The organism is Pseudokordiimonas caeni (assembly GCF_026719705.1).
Classification (GTDB): Bacteria; Pseudomonadota; Alphaproteobacteria; order Sphingomonadales; family Kordiimonadaceae; genus Gimibacter; species Gimibacter caeni.
Window position 1 is genome coordinate 34,922 of record NZ_JAPPRR010000001.1, and the last position, 15,061, is coordinate 49,982.

General features: G+C 60.3%; 12 protein-coding genes. 8 read left to right on the top strand and 4 right to left on the bottom strand.

The annotated features are described in order from the left end of the window. The first annotated feature begins 86 nt into the window (after positions 1-86). From OU694_RS00200 to OU694_RS00225, 6 genes are read left to right on the top strand one after another with little or no spacing between them, the layout of a single operon-like run. Positions 87-1,094, top strand: a complete 1,008-nt coding sequence (locus OU694_RS00200) for a KpsF/GutQ family sugar-phosphate isomerase (protein ID WP_308908988.1) — start codon at positions 87-89, stop codon at positions 1,092-1,094. Between the two features lie 46 nt (positions 1,095-1,140). Next, entirely contained in the window at positions 1,141-1,923 is a 783-nt protein-coding gene (locus OU694_RS00205) for an ABC transporter permease (RefSeq protein WP_308908989.1), read from the top strand. After that, positions 1,920-2,570 (top strand): ABC transporter ATP-binding protein, encoded by a 651-nt coding sequence (locus tag OU694_RS00210; protein WP_308908990.1) that lies wholly within the window; start codon positions 1,920-1,922, stop codon positions 2,568-2,570. Before OU694_RS00205 ends, OU694_RS00210 begins: the two co-directional genes overlap by 4 nt. A gap of 50 nt (positions 2,571-2,620) precedes the next feature. Next, complete coding sequence (locus OU694_RS00215) at positions 2,621-3,802, top strand: KpsE/RkpR family capsule polysaccharide export protein (protein WP_308908991.1); 1,182 nt, start codon at positions 2,621-2,623, stop codon at positions 3,800-3,802. Further along, positions 3,795-5,438: a polysaccharide biosynthesis/export family protein gene (locus tag OU694_RS00220; protein ID WP_308908992.1), complete on the top strand. Its 1,644-nt coding sequence runs from the start codon at positions 3,795-3,797 to the stop codon at positions 5,436-5,438. Before OU694_RS00215 ends, OU694_RS00220 begins: the two co-directional genes overlap by 8 nt. A gap of 32 nt (positions 5,439-5,470) precedes the next feature. Further along, positions 5,471-6,676, top strand: coding sequence for a hypothetical protein (locus OU694_RS00225; RefSeq protein ID WP_308908993.1), 1,206 nt, complete (start codon positions 5,471-5,473; stop codon positions 6,674-6,676). Between the two features lie 15 nt (positions 6,677-6,691). On the opposite strand, the gene OU694_RS00230 is transcribed toward OU694_RS00225, so the two are convergent. The 4 genes from OU694_RS00230 to galE are packed head-to-tail and all read right to left on the bottom strand — an operon-like array spanning position 6,692 to position 11,154. Beyond that, positions 6,692-7,291, bottom strand: coding sequence for a hypothetical protein (locus tag OU694_RS00230; protein WP_308908994.1), 600 nt, complete (start codon positions 7,289-7,291; stop codon positions 6,692-6,694). Continuing rightward, a complete protein-coding gene (locus OU694_RS00235) occupies positions 7,288-9,018 on the bottom strand; it encodes a hypothetical protein (RefSeq protein WP_308908995.1) in 1,731 nt (576 codons plus the stop codon). The genes OU694_RS00230 and OU694_RS00235 overlap by 4 nt, the downstream gene beginning before the upstream one ends. Beyond that, positions 9,015-10,145, bottom strand: coding sequence for a glycosyltransferase (locus OU694_RS00240; RefSeq protein ID WP_308908996.1), 1,131 nt, complete (start codon positions 10,143-10,145; stop codon positions 9,015-9,017). Before OU694_RS00240 ends, OU694_RS00235 begins: the two co-directional genes overlap by 4 nt. Before the next feature lie 16 nt (positions 10,146-10,161). Continuing rightward, positions 10,162-11,154 (bottom strand): UDP-glucose 4-epimerase GalE, encoded by a 993-nt coding sequence (gene galE, locus OU694_RS00245; RefSeq protein ID WP_308908997.1) that lies wholly within the window; start codon positions 11,152-11,154, stop codon positions 10,162-10,164. A 174-nt stretch (positions 11,155-11,328) separates the two neighbouring features. On the opposite strand from galE, the gene OU694_RS00250 reads away from it, so the two are divergent. Continuing rightward, positions 11,329-12,561, top strand: coding sequence for a glycosyltransferase (locus tag OU694_RS00250; RefSeq protein ID WP_308908998.1), 1,233 nt, complete (start codon positions 11,329-11,331; stop codon positions 12,559-12,561). 244 nt (positions 12,562-12,805) lie between these two features. Beyond that, positions 12,806-14,803 carry a beta strand repeat-containing protein gene (locus OU694_RS00255; RefSeq protein WP_308908999.1) on the top strand — a complete coding sequence of 666 codons (1,998 nt, stop codon included), beginning with the start codon at positions 12,806-12,808 and terminating at the stop codon, positions 14,801-14,803. The last annotated feature ends 258 nt before the right edge of the window (positions 14,804-15,061 follow it).

The window sequence follows — 15,061 nt, forward strand, 5'->3', positions numbered from 1 at the left end:
CAGGGCTCAACAGGGTAGATAAAAGACCTGAAAAACAAAAGGTTGATGGGACGATCTGCCAAATAATAAAGGCTTAGGGATCTTTTATGAAGAGCTCCGCGGATCATAATGTTTTAGAACTTCCGAACAGCATCAAAGCCGACTTCGGGATGACCATCGAGAATATCGGCGCGTCTTTTCTCAAGCAAGGACAGGCTCTTGAAAGGCTCGCACAGGCATATGACGAAGATGCCTACCGCGATGCCGTAAGGCTGATGCTCAATACGACAGGTCATCTTATTGTCATCGGCATGGGCAAGTCCGGCCATGTGGCGCGCAAGATTTCCGCGACGCTGGCTTCCACCGGCACGCCTTCCTTCTTCCTGCACCCGGCAGAGGCGAGCCACGGCGACCTCGGGATGGTGACCAAGGGCGACACGCTCCTGATCATTTCCTACTCGGGCGAGACGAACGAAATCGTCCAGCTTCTGCCGTCTCTAAAGTCCTTCGGCAACAAGATCATCGCGATCACGGGCGTGCGCAATTCAACGCTCGCCCGTGCTGCCGATGTGGTGCTTGAAATCCCGGTTACCGAAGAAATCTGCCCGAACAACCTGGTGCCGACGACGTCGATCGTCGTGACGGTTGCCATCGGGGACGCGCTGGCGATTGCCCTTATGGCGCTGCGCAACTTCCATGCGAAAGATTTTGCCCGCTACCATCCGGGCGGCTCGCTCGGCCGCCGTCTCTTGAAGAAGGTGGGCGATGTGATGCTGTCGAATTCGGTGCCGGTCGTCACCCCGCAAATGGTGCTGATCGAGCTTGCCGCCGAAATGGCAGGTGGCCCGGCAGGTGTTGCTGTGGTTGTCGATGAAGATCACCGTCCTGTGGGGATCGTGACCAAAGGGCAGCTTGCCGTTGCCCTGCGCGTGACGCGCCGCGTGCGCGAGGTTTCGGCCTTTCAGTGCATGAGCAAGGAATTCTCGACAATCCAGCAGGATCAGCTCGTTGACGACGCCGAAACCATGATGCGTGCCGACGAGGTGAAGTTCCTAGTGGTGATCGATGCCGAAGGTCGTTATGTTGGCCTCTACAAGCACGAAGAAGAGCCGTGATCGCCGCGTGAAGGCCTCCGGCTGATCCGGAAGCGACTGTCGGCCCATGAGAAAGCGTTCCGCCCTTTCAATCCAGAAGGACGTCATCTTCGCCATATTCGTGCGCGAGATCGTCTCGCGTTTCAGCGGATATGCGTTTGGCGCTGTCTGGCTTGTGCTTGAGCCGCTGATGATGATGATCATCTTCATCATGATCTTCGGCGCGCGCGGGCGCGGAGAATTCGGCTTTGCAGAACCCCCCGTCTTCATTATGGCGACTTTCTTGCCGTTCCGAATGTTGTGGCAATCCACGATGAGGAAAAACTTGGGCGCGCTCAGCGAGGCAAGGGGGCTGATGGGGTTCCGCCAGGTGCGGCTTTTTGATGTTTTCATGGCGCGGGCACTTGCTGAAGCCGGACTTTTCTGCGCAGTCGGCCTTCTTCTCATTACCGGCTTCTGGTGGGTCGGCTTCGACCCCTGGCCGGATAATGTTCTCGAGGTTCTGGCGGCATCCTTCATCCTGTGGCTCTTTGCCGCCAGCTTCGGCATGCTCGCCTGCATGGCCAGCAGTGTGGCGAAGGAAGTGGAGAAAGTGATCGGGATCATCACCATGCCGCTTCTCTTCATCTCCGCGGTTTTCTTCCCGATGACGGCGGTACCTGAGTCCTACATGACGTGGCTCTCCTGGAATCCGTTGGTGCACGCTGTTGAAATGATCCGCGAAGGCTGGTTCGAAACCTATGTCAGCCCGATGGCCGATCCGGGATATCTGATCGACTGGACCATTGTCTGCATGGCGCTTGCCATGGCGACATACAGGCTGAACTGGCGGCGGGTTATCGCTACATGATCCGCCTCGAGAATGTCTCCAAATATTTCCCGACACGCTATGGTCCGAAATACATCTTCCGGAACCTCAACCTGCGCATTCCAGACGACCGGGATGTCGCGATCCTCGGCCAGAACGGGGCCGGAAAATCAACCCTTTTGCGGCTGATCGGCGGGATCGACTTTCCATCATCCGGCCGCATTGTGAGCGACCGGTTTGTCAGCTGGCCGCTCGCGCTTGGCACCGGTTTTCACCGCGCGATGACGGGCCGCGAGAATGTGCGTTTCGTGTGCCGCATCCATGGCATCCGCGACACCGCCGACATTGAGGAATTCGTGAAGGACTTCTCCGAAATCGGGGAGAATTTCGAACTGCCGGTCGGGGGCTATTCGTCGGGGATGCGGTCGAAATTCGGCTTTGCCGTTTCCATGGGGTTCGATTTCGACACCTACCTGATGGATGAGATCCTGGCGGTGGGTGACGCGGCCTTTCGTCGCAAGTGCCGCGATGCCCTGATGGCCAAACGTGAAAGCTCCAACATTATCCTTGTGTCGCACGTTGAAGAGAATATTCGGGAACACTGCAATGCGGCAATTTTGCTTGCATATGGCAGGGTGGAATTTTACGAGAGTGTGGAGCGGGCGCTCTACCGTTACCAGCGTCTGTAGGGATGCGGCCTCCGGCCTGGAGGCGTAACCGGACGCCCGATGGGGAATTCATGATGTCATCGCTCGAGAAACTTAGGGGTGCGGTCGCACAGCGGCTGGACCGGCGCGGCGAGGCGGTCCTGCGCCGTTCCGTCATGCCCGATATCCGTCGCCGCATGATCGGCCTTGGCAGCTATCGCTGGGTTCTCGTGCTTTTTGCCATTGCAGCCTTTTACTATGTGGTGATGGCAAGTAACCGTTATGTCGCGGTTGCCGAGGTCTATGTGAAGGCTTCCCAGTCGGAGGCGACCGATATCACCCAGGTCGGTCTTCTGAGCGGGATGGGCAACAACCATCAGGATTCGACCCTACTCCAGGATTTCATCCATTCGCAGGACATGCTGAAGAAGCTGGATGAGAAAGTGGGGCTCCGTGCGCATTATAGCTCGCGCGACTGGGACTTTATCTCGCGGCTCGATGACGACGCGACGATGGAAGATTTTCTCGAATATTATCAGGATCATGTCACGGCCCAGCTCAGTACCACCAGCGGGGTCCTGACCATTGAGGTGCAGGGATTCGACCGCGATGCCGCGCTCGCTATCCTGCAGGCGATCATTGCCGAGGCAGAGGCCTTCATTAACGATGTCGGGCATCAGGTTGCGCGCGCCGAGATCGCTTTCGTCGAAGGTGAAATGGAGCGGGCGCAAGAGAAGCTCAATGCCGCGCGTGAGCGGATGCTGGCCTTCCAATCAACCAACAAGATTATCAGCCCGGTCATCTCTGGGCAGGCGTTGCAGGTTGTTGTGAACGAACTCAATTCACAGCTTGTCCAGTTGAAGGCGGAAGAACGTGCTTACGCCGCCTATCTGAATGACGACGCTTCGCAGCTTGTCAGCACGCGTAACAGGATTGCTGCCGTCGAAGCCCAGATTGAGGCGGAGAAAGCGAAGCTGACAAGCGGTGGTGAAGGCGCGTTAAACGAACTGACCGCCGAATATCAGGAAATGGAAATCGAGCTGCAGCTTGCCACCGACCTTTATCAGGCAACCCTTGTGGGATACGAAAAAGCTCGTGTGGAAGCATATCGCCAGCTCAAGCACTTGGTGGTGGTACAAGCTCCGGCCCGACCTGACGAGGCCCTCTATCCGCGCATACTTTACAATCTGACGACCTTGCTTGTCCTATTGAGCCTGGCCTACGGGATTATCATGATGACAGTTGCCACGATCCGGGAGCACCGGGATGTTTAAACGCCTTCTTCTCTTGTTCGCATTCCTCTCGTTTTCCGGTCTTTCCAGCACGATTGCGACAGCGCAAACCGCACCAACCACGCCCGAGGCCGCGCAGGTGGCCGAACAGTCGCTTCAAACCATTTCCGAGCCTCATGAGACGGTCTTCGGTGACTGGATCTTCAAGGGCATGTTTGCTCAGCAATCCTTTATCGGCTTCAATCCGAACTATCTGATCGCCGTTGGCGACAAGATTCAGGTAAGGCTCTGGGGGGGTTACGAGTTTGCCGGCGGACTGATTGTCGACGCGCAAGGCAACGTTTTCCTGCCGGGGGTAGGGCCGGTGAAGGTTGCCGGCGTGCGCAACGAAAAGCTGAACGAGGTCATCGCCGGCGCGATCAAAGAGGTTTACCGCAAGAATGTGAATATCTATGCAAGCCTGGAAGGCGCCGAGCCGGTGAAAGTGTTTGTTACCGGCTTTGTGCGCCAGCCCGGACTTTATGCGGGGCATGCGTCCGATAGCGTTCTTTATTTCCTCGACAAGGCAGGCGGTATTGACCCGACGCGGGGGTCCTTCCTGAGGGTTGATGTCCTGCGGGGAGGCAGTGTCGTTCGCACGATCAACCTGTATGATTTCATCTTGTCAGGCACCATGCCGGCCATGCAGATCCATGACGGCGACACCGTGGTGGTGAACGCCGTGCAGGGGCAGGCCGGTGTCTTCGGTGAGGTGCAGAATCCCGCGCTCTTCGAGTTCAAGGGCGAGTCCATTCCGATCGAGAAGCTTCTTGCCTATGCACGGCCGTTCCCCCAGGCGACCCATGTGAGAATTAACCGCAATAACATGGAACGTGCCGAGGTCCAGTATTTCGCCTTGTCTGATGTTGCCGAGCGCAGCATCAATCCGGGTGACGTTCTTGACGTCGTCTCGGACAAGAATCCAGGCACAATCAGTATCCGGGTGGAAGGGGAGCACTTCTCATCGAAGGAGTTTATCCTTCCCTATGGCGCCACCCTTGGCGATGTGCTCAAGCAGGTGAAGTACGGCTCTGACGCGGAAATGGATGCGATCCAGTTGATGCGCAAGAGCGTCCAGAAGCGTCAGAAAGAGATGCTGGAAGCGCAACTGGTGGCGCTTCAAAGCAGCGTTCTGACTGCCCGTTCCAACACCGTGGAAGAAGCTTCTCTCCGCACGCAGGAAGCTAACCTGATCCTGCAATGGGTGGAACGCGCCCGCAAGATCGAGCCAAAGGGGCAGGTGGCAATCGCTGGCTCGTCTGTTCGTGATCAGATACTGCTCGAATCCGGCGATATCATCCGTATTCCGCGCAAGAGCGAGCTCATCCTTGTGCACGGCGACGTGCTGTTCCCGACCGCGATTGCGTGGCGTGACAACTTCACGGCTGCCGACTATATCGATCAGGCTGGCGGCTTCACACAGAAGGAAAGTGCTTCGAACGTCCTTCTTCTTCACAGGGATGGTACCTTCGTGAAGCTGGACCGTGGCAGTCTCAATAGCAAGCGGATCGGCCTCAAGCCCGGTGACGAAATTTTCGTTCTGCCGCGTGTGGCGACCAAGCATGTCCAGATTGCCAAGGATATCATCGAGGTTCTATATCAACTTGCCCTGTCGGCTGGCGTTGTCTTCGGTATCTGATGAAAGCCGGGAACAAAGCACGGACAACGGCAGTGGGCGACCGCTTTGATACGCTGATGACACGCCTGCAGGCGTGGGGCGTACCCGGCCTGTTCAAACGTCTGGAATCGATTGATCTTCTGGTCATCGACCAGCAGCTGCAGAGCGCCCTCGAAAGCTTCAATCGGGCGAAGCTGACATGCCATGTTCTGCGGCCTGCCGATCTGGTGGAAAAGAAGGCAATTGGGCGCGCGCGTCGCATCTTTGTCTTCTCACGGACCAACGAATGGGCCCTCGTGCGTAAACTGCGCGGCTGGTACCCCGGGAAAGTCATCCTGTCCGTCCAGTATGATCTGGGACCGGCCGGGGCCCTGCGGCCGATCCGGCGGCGGCCGCTGCCTGAAAGCAATGTCGACAAGGAGGCTGCGCCTCTGGTCATTCTTTCAAGTCCCGGCAGTGATGCGGAATATCTGATCGACCTCCTGCAGGCTGGTGGTCTTGGCAATTTGCCTGAGTATCTGGGGGCGCCTCTCATCGACCTGTTGCCGATGCTGAAGGGGAAGTTCCACCTGCCGCGTTTCCTGATGGGGGCCGCGATGCGCCAGCCCGAGCGAGGTCCGTTCCAGATGCTGGTGCAGACTGACGTTCTTGATGCGCTGTACGCGAACAAGGCCCTGTCGCCTGAGCGCATGCTGAAATGGCTGAATTCCACCAAGGCTCGGGTCATCTATTTTTTGCGTCGGGACAAGCTGATGCAGGCAGGCCTCATGGCTGCGTTTGCGGATAGTCACCACCGATCGGTATGGCGCGTGCCGCCCGGCCAGCGGCAGCAACTTGGGGGTGCGAGCATCGATTTTGCGGCAACCAACCGGCTGCTTAACCGCATCATGGAACATGAAGCGGAGCTTGAGGACAGCCTCGCGCCCTTCGAAAATGTGAAGATGCTGACGCTTGAGGATCTGGTGGAACGGCCGACCGATGTGCTGAAGGACATCGGCATGTTCATCGGGCGACCGGTGAGTATCGGCGACGACCTGCCGTCCTATACCGGGGTCTATCACGCGATGCCCGATCTGCTGCGGAACGTGGTCAGCTTCCGGTATGAACTGATCGACCGCCTTGGCCTGCATGTCAACGAAGCCGGCTCGGTGCTTGGCATGTCGGATGAGCTTTTCAAGTTCGGCAAAGCGCAACCGGCCGAGCGCAGACAGCTCGGGCGAAAGCCCGATACCGTCAAAAATTGGCGCAAGAACCGGTAAGTCTTGTCGCTCGCGTCAGGCAGCGACAATCTCGATCCGGCTGACGGCTAGGCTGCGGCCAGCCTCGCTGTCGCCGCCCTTCGCACCCGCCCGATCTGTTTGTATGGCGAGGAGATGACATGCGGCGCCGGGGGCGAGCTTGGCGGGTGCTATCGTGCCCTCGAAACTCCATCCCTTCAGCCCCTTACGGCGGAAGGCGCCGCTCACCCGGTGGCCATCAAGCCAGACGCTCGCTTCCCGGAGACTCCGCCCGCGCACGAGGCCCGTGCCCGTGATGCGCAGCCGGGCACCCGAGGAAAGATCGAGCCGCAGCATGAGGCTTGCCAGCCGGTCCATCCAGCGGTGCCTTCCACCCCTGCCATCAGGCTCAAGCGTTGACCAGCCGGCCCCAAAAAAAGCATCGCTTCCTGCAAGGATATCCGCCGTGCGTGGCATCGTGCCACCGCCTTCCGCGGCAGCCGGGTTTAACCCCTGTGCACTGGCATGGTGCCGGGCGAGGATGCCAAGGGCAGCATCGACATAGGCAAGGGCTGCTTTTGGGAAGCGCGGCTTCAGGACCGGCGTGCCGAAGGCGGAATAGGGTGCTTTGAGACCGCTGTCTTTTTCGTCCGTCATCGTGTCATCCATAGTCCGGTACTGTTCAGCCATCCGGTCATCCGTTCCGGCCCCGCTGCCGGATCATCAGCTTGCAGCATCAGGCGAAGCCTGAAATCGACGAGCCCATCGGTGTTGGCCGGCACCCTTTCGGTCGCGCCCGGCGCAAGGTCGAAGGTGCGGTCCGTGCTTGCGATCCGCAATATATCCTCGCCCCGGTTTTCAAGATAGACGGGGCCCGTACTGCCGGCAAGCAGCAGGCACCGGAGCGACAAGCCCCGGTGATCGAGCATCCAGAGCGTGCCGCCATCGGCACATGAGCGCCAGGGGCCGTCTCCCGTGCTGACGCTCGGCTGCAGTTGCAGCATGGCGCCCGCATGCCACGGCGCAGCAGCGCTTGCCACGGTGTCCAGCCTCCGAAGCTCTTTCTTCTGCCGTATCACGTCTTCGTCACTGCCAATGACCGGCGCTTCGAATCCGAGCCGCGCCAGCAGCCCGGCAGCGGGCAACCCGGTTGCTTCGCTGAACTGCTTTGCAATCGCAGGCGCTGCGAATCGCGGCGAGGCGGCAGCGTCGATATCCGGCCAGATACGCGCAATGACGGCAGGACCGGGCACAGCACCGATCAGCATAGTGCGGCCTTGGGGGACAGCGTCAGGCGGTGCGAACGAAAGTGCAATGTGTGGCGCCACTGGTGCATCAGGTTGCGTGGCGACCGGTGTCTTGAGCGCGGGCAGGAGAAGACTTGTCAGGTCGTCAGCGCTCGTCAGGCCTTGAATATACGTATGCAGAATGCGCGCGCGCGCGCCAGCGAGGGCGGCGTCGCTGGCAAGCGCCCCGATTGCAGCGACGAGCTGATGATGGGCGCCAGCATGATCGATCCTGACCCCGCCGTCAGGCGGCAGGTGGGGCGAGGCATGCACAAGCGGTACGCCAGCCTCGGCCATGGTTCGCACGAAGGGGGACCATGCCGGGGCGGGGTCGGCTTCCAAATGGACGGCAACGGTCGCGCCCGCCGGCCAGCCAGCGTCAGCCGGGGTGGTGAGGCGCACCGCCCGCCCGAGGGACCGAATGGCATCAGCAGCGGCGCGGACTGCGGGTGCCGCCTCCGGGCAGGCAATCACGATTTCGCCGGTCAGGGGGCGCACTAGCGTTTGAAGGGGCGCGAGTGGCGGGGCTTTCAATACGGTCGCCGAAGCGCCATCCGCCGCCAGCAGGTTGGCGATAGAGGGACTTGCGGCATAAACGGTATCCGCAAGGCTCGCCGCCGGGGCAAGGGCTGGCATGGCGGCAGCCAGACTGTCGGTGAAGCGGCGACGATTGACGAGCGCCTCAGCCAGCACATCGCCTTCCGGCCCATAGGTCGCTACCAACCAGTTCGCAAATCCGTGGGGCCACTCGCCGCGCTGTTTGAAATCGTCCACGAAAGCGTCAAACAGCGTATCGGTGAACAGGAGGAGGGCGCCCGGTCGCAGGCGCAAGGCGTGAAACAGGAGGCCGCCCGCGGCATCATCGTCCGCCAGATGCAGGCGGGGCAGGGCCGCAAGTGCGCTGTCCGCCAGATAGTGCCGCCAGTGCAGATAGGTCGGTCCGCCGCCTTCAGCGCTTGCGGGCAGCAAGTCCAGATCGCCCCCCACGCACCATATATCGGCATGCCGGGCGAGGGCATTGCCGAGCGCTAAGTTCCGTGCGGAGGCCTCGCCGTCGGTGCTGTCGAAACTGCCGATGAGGACGAGGGCACTGGTCATGCGGCCCGCTCCCGCGCGTCACCGAACAGGCGAATCAGCGTCTCCCATTGGCGGCCTTCGTAAGTCTCGAAAAGCTGCCGCCCGGCGACGCCAAGCGCCATGATGTCATCCGGATTGTCCACCAGGCGAGCGAGGGCAGCGCCGTAGGCTTCCATATCGGCGAGCCGGTGGCCGGGATGGACGGGCCCGAGGCCGGTCATCGCGTCTTCGGTGGCCAGAAGCGGCTTGCCGAAGGCGAGCGCCTCGACCGATTTGATCTTGAGCCCGGTGCCGCCGATGTTCGGGTTCAGGATCAGGTCCATCTCCCGGTAAAAGTCGGTGGGGTCGGCAATGAAGCCGAGCCGCCGGAAGCCGCTTGCTTCGCCGGGCGGCGTCTGCCCGATCGCGCCGGCGAGGCAGAAGTCATGGGCGCTAGCGAGGCCGGGATGGCGGGCGAGCACGCGATTGAGTTCAGCAAGCGTGTGCTGGTTCACATAATTGTCGCTTGCCATGAAGCCGATCTTCAGCCGCTTCGGGTCGGCAGGGGCCTCAAGCGGCAGGAAACGCGGGCTTTCGATATGGCCGAGGATTTCAACGCGCGCCTTCGTGCGGCGTGCAAGTTCTGCCGCTTCCACATCCTGGATCGCGAGTACGGTGCCGGCACGGTCAAGCCCCTTGCCTTCAAGGGCGGGACTTGTGGAATACCAGCTCGGCTCCATGCCGCCGTCGCGCAGGCGCTTGTGGCGGTTGCCGAAAAGGTCGTGCGTATCGATGAAGGTGGGGATGCCGGCCGGCACGCCGGTCAGCCATTTCGAGAACCACACATAATTGGCGAGGCAGGCGCCGATCTGCCAGCGATCGATGATGCGGGCGGTGAGGGCGCAAAGCTCGTCCACATACCATTCATCAAGCCCGTGGTGGCGCCAGCGCGGCGGGCGGCGCTTGCCCTTGGCCTCGATGAGATAGACATGATCCCACGCCGCACGCATCGCATTTTCCTGTGCCGCCGTCAGCCCTTCAAGGGTCGCATGCACGAAATGGATTGTGTGGCCGAGTTCCTTCAGCGCAGTCAGCAGGCGGAACACGCGGGCGCGGTTGCCGTGATTCTGTGGGTGCGAGGGAATGGGCGAGGTGACGAGGATATGCAAGGATGTGTGCCCCGGTTCAGGCCGCTGCCGCGCGCGCCTGCAGGAAATGCCAGGCGTGGGCGATCATGTCGTCAAGTGCGGGCCAGTCGGGTGTCCAGCCAAGCACAGCGCGAGCAAGGGCCGGGTCGGCCACCAGCACCGGCGGATCCCCGGCGCGGCGGGCTTCCTCGGTCACCGGGATCGGATGACCGGTCACCCGGCGGGCGGCCTCGATCACCTGCCGCACCGAAAAGCCGCTGCCGCTGCCCAGATTGAAAGCCTCGACTGCAGGGCGGTCGCCGCCGGCTTCCAGCCGCTGCAGGGCGCGGACATGGGCGGCGGCAAGATCGGCCACATGCACATAGTCGCGCACGCAGGTGCCGTCAGGGGTCGCATAGTCGGTGCCGAACATGCGGATGGCGTCGCGCTTGCCTGCCGCGACCTCCAGCACCAGCGGGATGAGGTGGGTTTCAGGCTCGTGCCGTTCCCCGGCGCGGCCCTCCGGGTCGGCACCTGCAGCATTGAAATAGCGCAGGGCAATGGCCTGTAGCCCGTGGGCAGTGGCGGCATCGCGGATCATGCATTCGGCCGCCCATTTGGTCTGGCCGTAGGGGTTGACGGGTGCCTTCGGCAGGCCTTCAGTGAGCGGCGCATCGCCCGCCTGCCCGTAAACGGCGGCGGTGGAGGAAAAGACGAGCCTGTCCACGCCGTGATCCTTCATGGCGGAAAGGAGCGCTAGGCTGCCGCCGACATTATTATCATAGAAGGCAAGCGGCTCGCGCACGCTGACACCGGCCTCGATCGACGCCGCGAAATGGATGACGGCCCCGATCCCGTGGGCGCTGAACACCCGGTCCAGCAGCGCGCGGTCGCGGATATCGCCGTGCACGAGCGGCACATCGCCCACCGCATCGGCATGGCCGTTGGAAAGATCGTCGATCACAACGGGTTGGTAGCCGGACGCCTTCAGGGCCAGGAGCGTGTGGGAGCCGATGAAACCTGCGCCGCCGGTCACAAGGATGGTTGTCATGGGTGTCCCTTCAACTGTCGATCCGGTTTTCGCGGACCCTAACTATTGGTGGAGGCAAGTCAAGATCATGCACGCTTGCGCTCCCGTGTTGCGCAGACCTCTATATTTGGCTAAGTCCCGTTGAACAGCCGTGCTGAAAGGGCAGCACTTCAATCCAACGATACCGGGTAACCCATGCGCATTCTCTTTCATCACAACAATTTTCCGGGGCAGTATCGCCGCATCCTGAAATATCTGGGCACCAGGCGCGGTTACAAGATGAGCTGCCTGACGCTGTCGTCGAACCAGCAGGAAATCACCATCCCGCGGGTGAATTTCAAACCGCACCGGCAGGCCAATCCGGGCGGCATGCATCCGTCCCTTCTCTATACCGAGAATGCGGTGCTCCACGGCCATGCCGCCTTCGCGGCGCTGCACGAAATGAAAAAGCGCAAGTTCAAGCCGGATATCATCCTCACGCATTCGGGCTGGGGCGCAAGCCTGTTTTTCAAGGATGTCTTCCCGGATGCCAAGCAGCTCAGCTATTTCGAATGGTATTATAACGCCAGCAATTCGGACGTTTCCTTCGTCGCCCCTGAAAAGGCGCACGACCCGAACCAGCAGATGCGGATCCGGATGAAGAACACGCCGATCCTGCACGATCTTGCCGCCATGGATTGGGGCCAGTGCCCCACCCATTATCAGCTCAGCCGCTTTCCGGCCCAGTTCCGGGACAGGATCAGCGTGCTGCACGACGGTGTCGATACCGGGTTTTTCTCGCCGGATGAAACGGCGGTGGTCGAGGTCGAGGGCAAGCGATTCTCGGCCGATGATGAAATCATCACCTATGTGGCGCGCGGAATGGAGCCCTATCGCGGGTTCCACCAGTTCATGGAGGCTGTCTCCATTCTGCAGAAGCAGCGGCCGAATCTGCAGGTGATCATCCTCGGTGCCGACAAGGTATCCTACAGCGCCGCCTGTCCGGTGGAGGGCAAGACCTACAAGGATCTGGCACTGGAAGCGTTCGAATTCGATCACGCCCGCCTGCATTTCCTTGGCCTGCAGCCCCTTGATGTCTTCCGCGACCTGATGCGGATCACCAGGGCGCATGTCTATCTGACCGTTCCCTTCGTCCTTTCGTGGTCGATGATGGAAGCGATGGCCGCTGGTGCCCTTGTCGTCGGTTCGCGCACCGAGCCGGTGGAGGAAGTGATCGAGGACGGCAGGAACGGCCTTCTCGTCCCCTTCTTCGAGCCTGCAACGCTGGCAGAGACCGTTTGCCGGGTGCTTGCAGACCCCGCCGCACACGCGCCGCTGCGGAAAGCCGCGCGCGAAACCATCCTGGAGCGGTACGATATCAGGGATCTGTTGCCAAGATATGAAGAATTGATCGTATCTGTTGCAAACGGGTCACACTCCGGGGTCTAAGCAACAAAATTTTCAAGACGGTATCTTTGGGTAGTTGAAAATTAAGCTGAAGGATGGTCATCTCTTCAGCGATTCAAGCGGCATAAGGTTGCGTCTTGGTTGACAAATAGTCGCCACGTGACAATTATGCGGTTGACATCGCTGGCAGCCACTAGCTAGAGGTTGTCGGTAGGGGGCATAATGCAAATAAAGAAGCGTTCGGCCTCGGTTTGAAAAACGAGATTGCTTTTTCAGGAGGAAAGCTATGGCAGATATTTACGGTTCGCCCGTGATCAACGATACCCTCGTGGGTACGTCGGCGGACGACAACTTCTACAGCTCGACCGGTAACGACAGCGTCAACGGCGGTCTGGGCAACGATACCCATCACTACGAAAACGGCAACGACACCGTCGACGGCGGCCTGGGTGATGACACCCTGGACCTGACCACCTTCCTCGACTGGGACCTTTCGGACCTCGTTGCGGCTGAAGCTGCTGACGATGGCCTCATCCTTGGTGGTGCTCCGTTCGACTGGACGATCAACCTTGGCGGTGCCAACGGTATCGTGAACCTGCTGAACACCGAGTTCATCAAGCTCAACGACGCCACCATCGACCTCAGCAAGGACAACCTCTGGGATGGTACCGCTGTTCTCGGTTCGGACCAGTCGGATGGCGCTGACGACAACGACACTGCTTGGGAATCCGGTACGAGCGGCGCTCAGACCAACACCAACCTTGCGGACGACGAAGCTACCATGTTCGACGTGTCGACTGGTTCGCTTGGTGACCTCGCTGGTTTCTCGATCCTTTCGGTTAATGGAACCGACGTTACCGATGCTGCTGCCAACACCCTGACGGTTGCTGGTGGTTCGCTGGTTGTTGCTGCTGGCGCAACCCCGACAGCTGCTGTTTACGAAGCCACGGGCGTTGTAAACCTGCGCGGCGGTTACAATGAAGTTGGTACCATTGATCTTGTCCTTACGGACGGTACCAACACCGTTAACTCGGAAGTCACCCTTGTTCATGTCGACCACGACAACGTCCTGAACCAGTCGGCTGCTACGGCTGCTGTCAACATCAAGGGCGGTGACGACTATGATGGCGACGCAATGCGTGAAGCCATCACCGGTTCGGCTTTCGGTGATACCCTCGTTGGCGGCGGTGCGAATGACCTTATCCAGGCCGGCGCTGGCGACGACACCGTGTTTGCTGGCGAAGACAGCACCAACGGCGGCGATGACCTCGTTCAGGGTCAGGCCGGCGCCGACACCATCGGTGGCGGCTTCGGCAACGACATCCTCGTTGGTGACAGCATCGTTACCAAGACGACAGCTACCTTCAACACCGACAGCACCACGAACGCTGGCGGCGGTAACACAGCTTCGGCTGTGACCACCGGTGCTGCAACCGACGGCTCGGACGTGATCTGGGGTGGTGCGGGCGATGACCTCATCATCACTGGTTCGTGGGATGATGCTGCAGGTACCGGCGACGACGGCATTGCTGATGCAACTGATGCTGCTGCTGAAGTTTTGGGCGTTGCAGCTGACGTTGCTTGGGCTGGTGCAGGCGACGACGTTGTTGTCGGTGCCGGTGGCGACGACATGCTCGGCGGCGGTCTCGGCGACGACGTGATCTACGGCAACGACGGCGACGACACCATCTACGGCGGTGCCGATGATGGCGCGACCACCAATGCTGACGACATCTTCGGTGGCGCTGGCGATGACGTTATCTACGCCGGTGTTGGCAATGACACCATTGATGGTGGTGACGGTGACGACACCATTTACAACGGCAAAGGTAACGACCAGGTGACCGCTGGCGAAGGCAACGACATCCTCTGGGCTGGTGAAGGCAACGACACCTTCACGGGTGCTTGGGGCGCTTCGAACGCCAACCAAGCTGCTGAAGAAGCTCTTGACGGCGTTGATGCAACCGCTGACTTCGACACCTACATGATCGTCAGCAACGGCGGTCAGGACACCATCCACGGCTTCGACAAGCTCGACAACGCTGCTTCGGTTAACGTTGACGACATGGACGTTCTCGACTTCTCGAACGTGACCACCAAGTCGATCAACAACATCAGCGAACTGCTCGACATTGCCGACACGGGTGACTTCGGTCTCGGTGGTGCTGCGCTCGATCTGCAGATCAACCTCGGCGACGGCACTGTTCTCTACATTGCCGACTTCAACAACGCTGACCTGCAGGCAATCGCCAACGCTGGTAACGTGGTTTACAACGCCATCTAATCCCAAGGGATTGGTAAAGATTGCGAAGGGAACCCCTCGGGGTTCCCTTTTGCTTTTCGGACAGCGCGGCTGCTGGATACGGCCGGCCCCCGCGGCTGGCGGGCCCTCGCGCGTCTATGGCATCGACATGCCGTGGGGCCTATGCTAACAGGGTCCAACCGTAGCGGCGTTTGTCGTGATCTCCGGCAAAGAGCTGCGGCATCGGCACAGGCCAGGGCCAGCCGCTGCCTTCGTTTTTCCCTGGCCGGAATCAAGACC

Excerpts from the sequence above, each read along its gene's own strand:
- OU694_RS00200 (WP_308908988.1), top strand. The coding sequence starts at position 87 with ATGAAGAGCTCCGCGGATCATAATGTTTTAGAACTTCCGAACAGCATC.
- OU694_RS00205 (WP_308908989.1), top strand. The coding sequence starts at position 1,141 with ATGAGAAAGCGTTCCGCCCTTTCAATCCAGAAGGACGTCATCTTCGCC.
- OU694_RS00210 (WP_308908990.1), top strand. The coding sequence starts at position 1,920 with ATGATCCGCCTCGAGAATGTCTCCAAATATTTCCCGACACGCTATGGT.
- OU694_RS00215 (WP_308908991.1), top strand. The coding sequence starts at position 2,621 with ATGATGTCATCGCTCGAGAAACTTAGGGGTGCGGTCGCACAGCGGCTG.
- OU694_RS00220 (WP_308908992.1), top strand. The coding sequence starts at position 3,795 with ATGTTTAAACGCCTTCTTCTCTTGTTCGCATTCCTCTCGTTTTCCGGT.
- OU694_RS00230 (WP_308908994.1), bottom strand. The coding sequence starts at position 7,291 with ATGACGGACGAAAAAGACAGCGGTCTCAAAGCACCCTATTCCGCCTTC.
- OU694_RS00235 (WP_308908995.1), bottom strand. The coding sequence starts at position 9,018 with ATGACCAGTGCCCTCGTCCTCATCGGCAGTTTCGACAGCACCGACGGC.
- galE (WP_308908997.1), bottom strand. The coding sequence starts at position 11,154 with ATGACAACCATCCTTGTGACCGGCGGCGCAGGTTTCATCGGCTCCCAC.
- OU694_RS00250 (WP_308908998.1), top strand. The coding sequence starts at position 11,329 with ATGCGCATTCTCTTTCATCACAACAATTTTCCGGGGCAGTATCGCCGC.
- OU694_RS00255 (WP_308908999.1), top strand. The coding sequence starts at position 12,806 with ATGGCAGATATTTACGGTTCGCCCGTGATCAACGATACCCTCGTGGGT.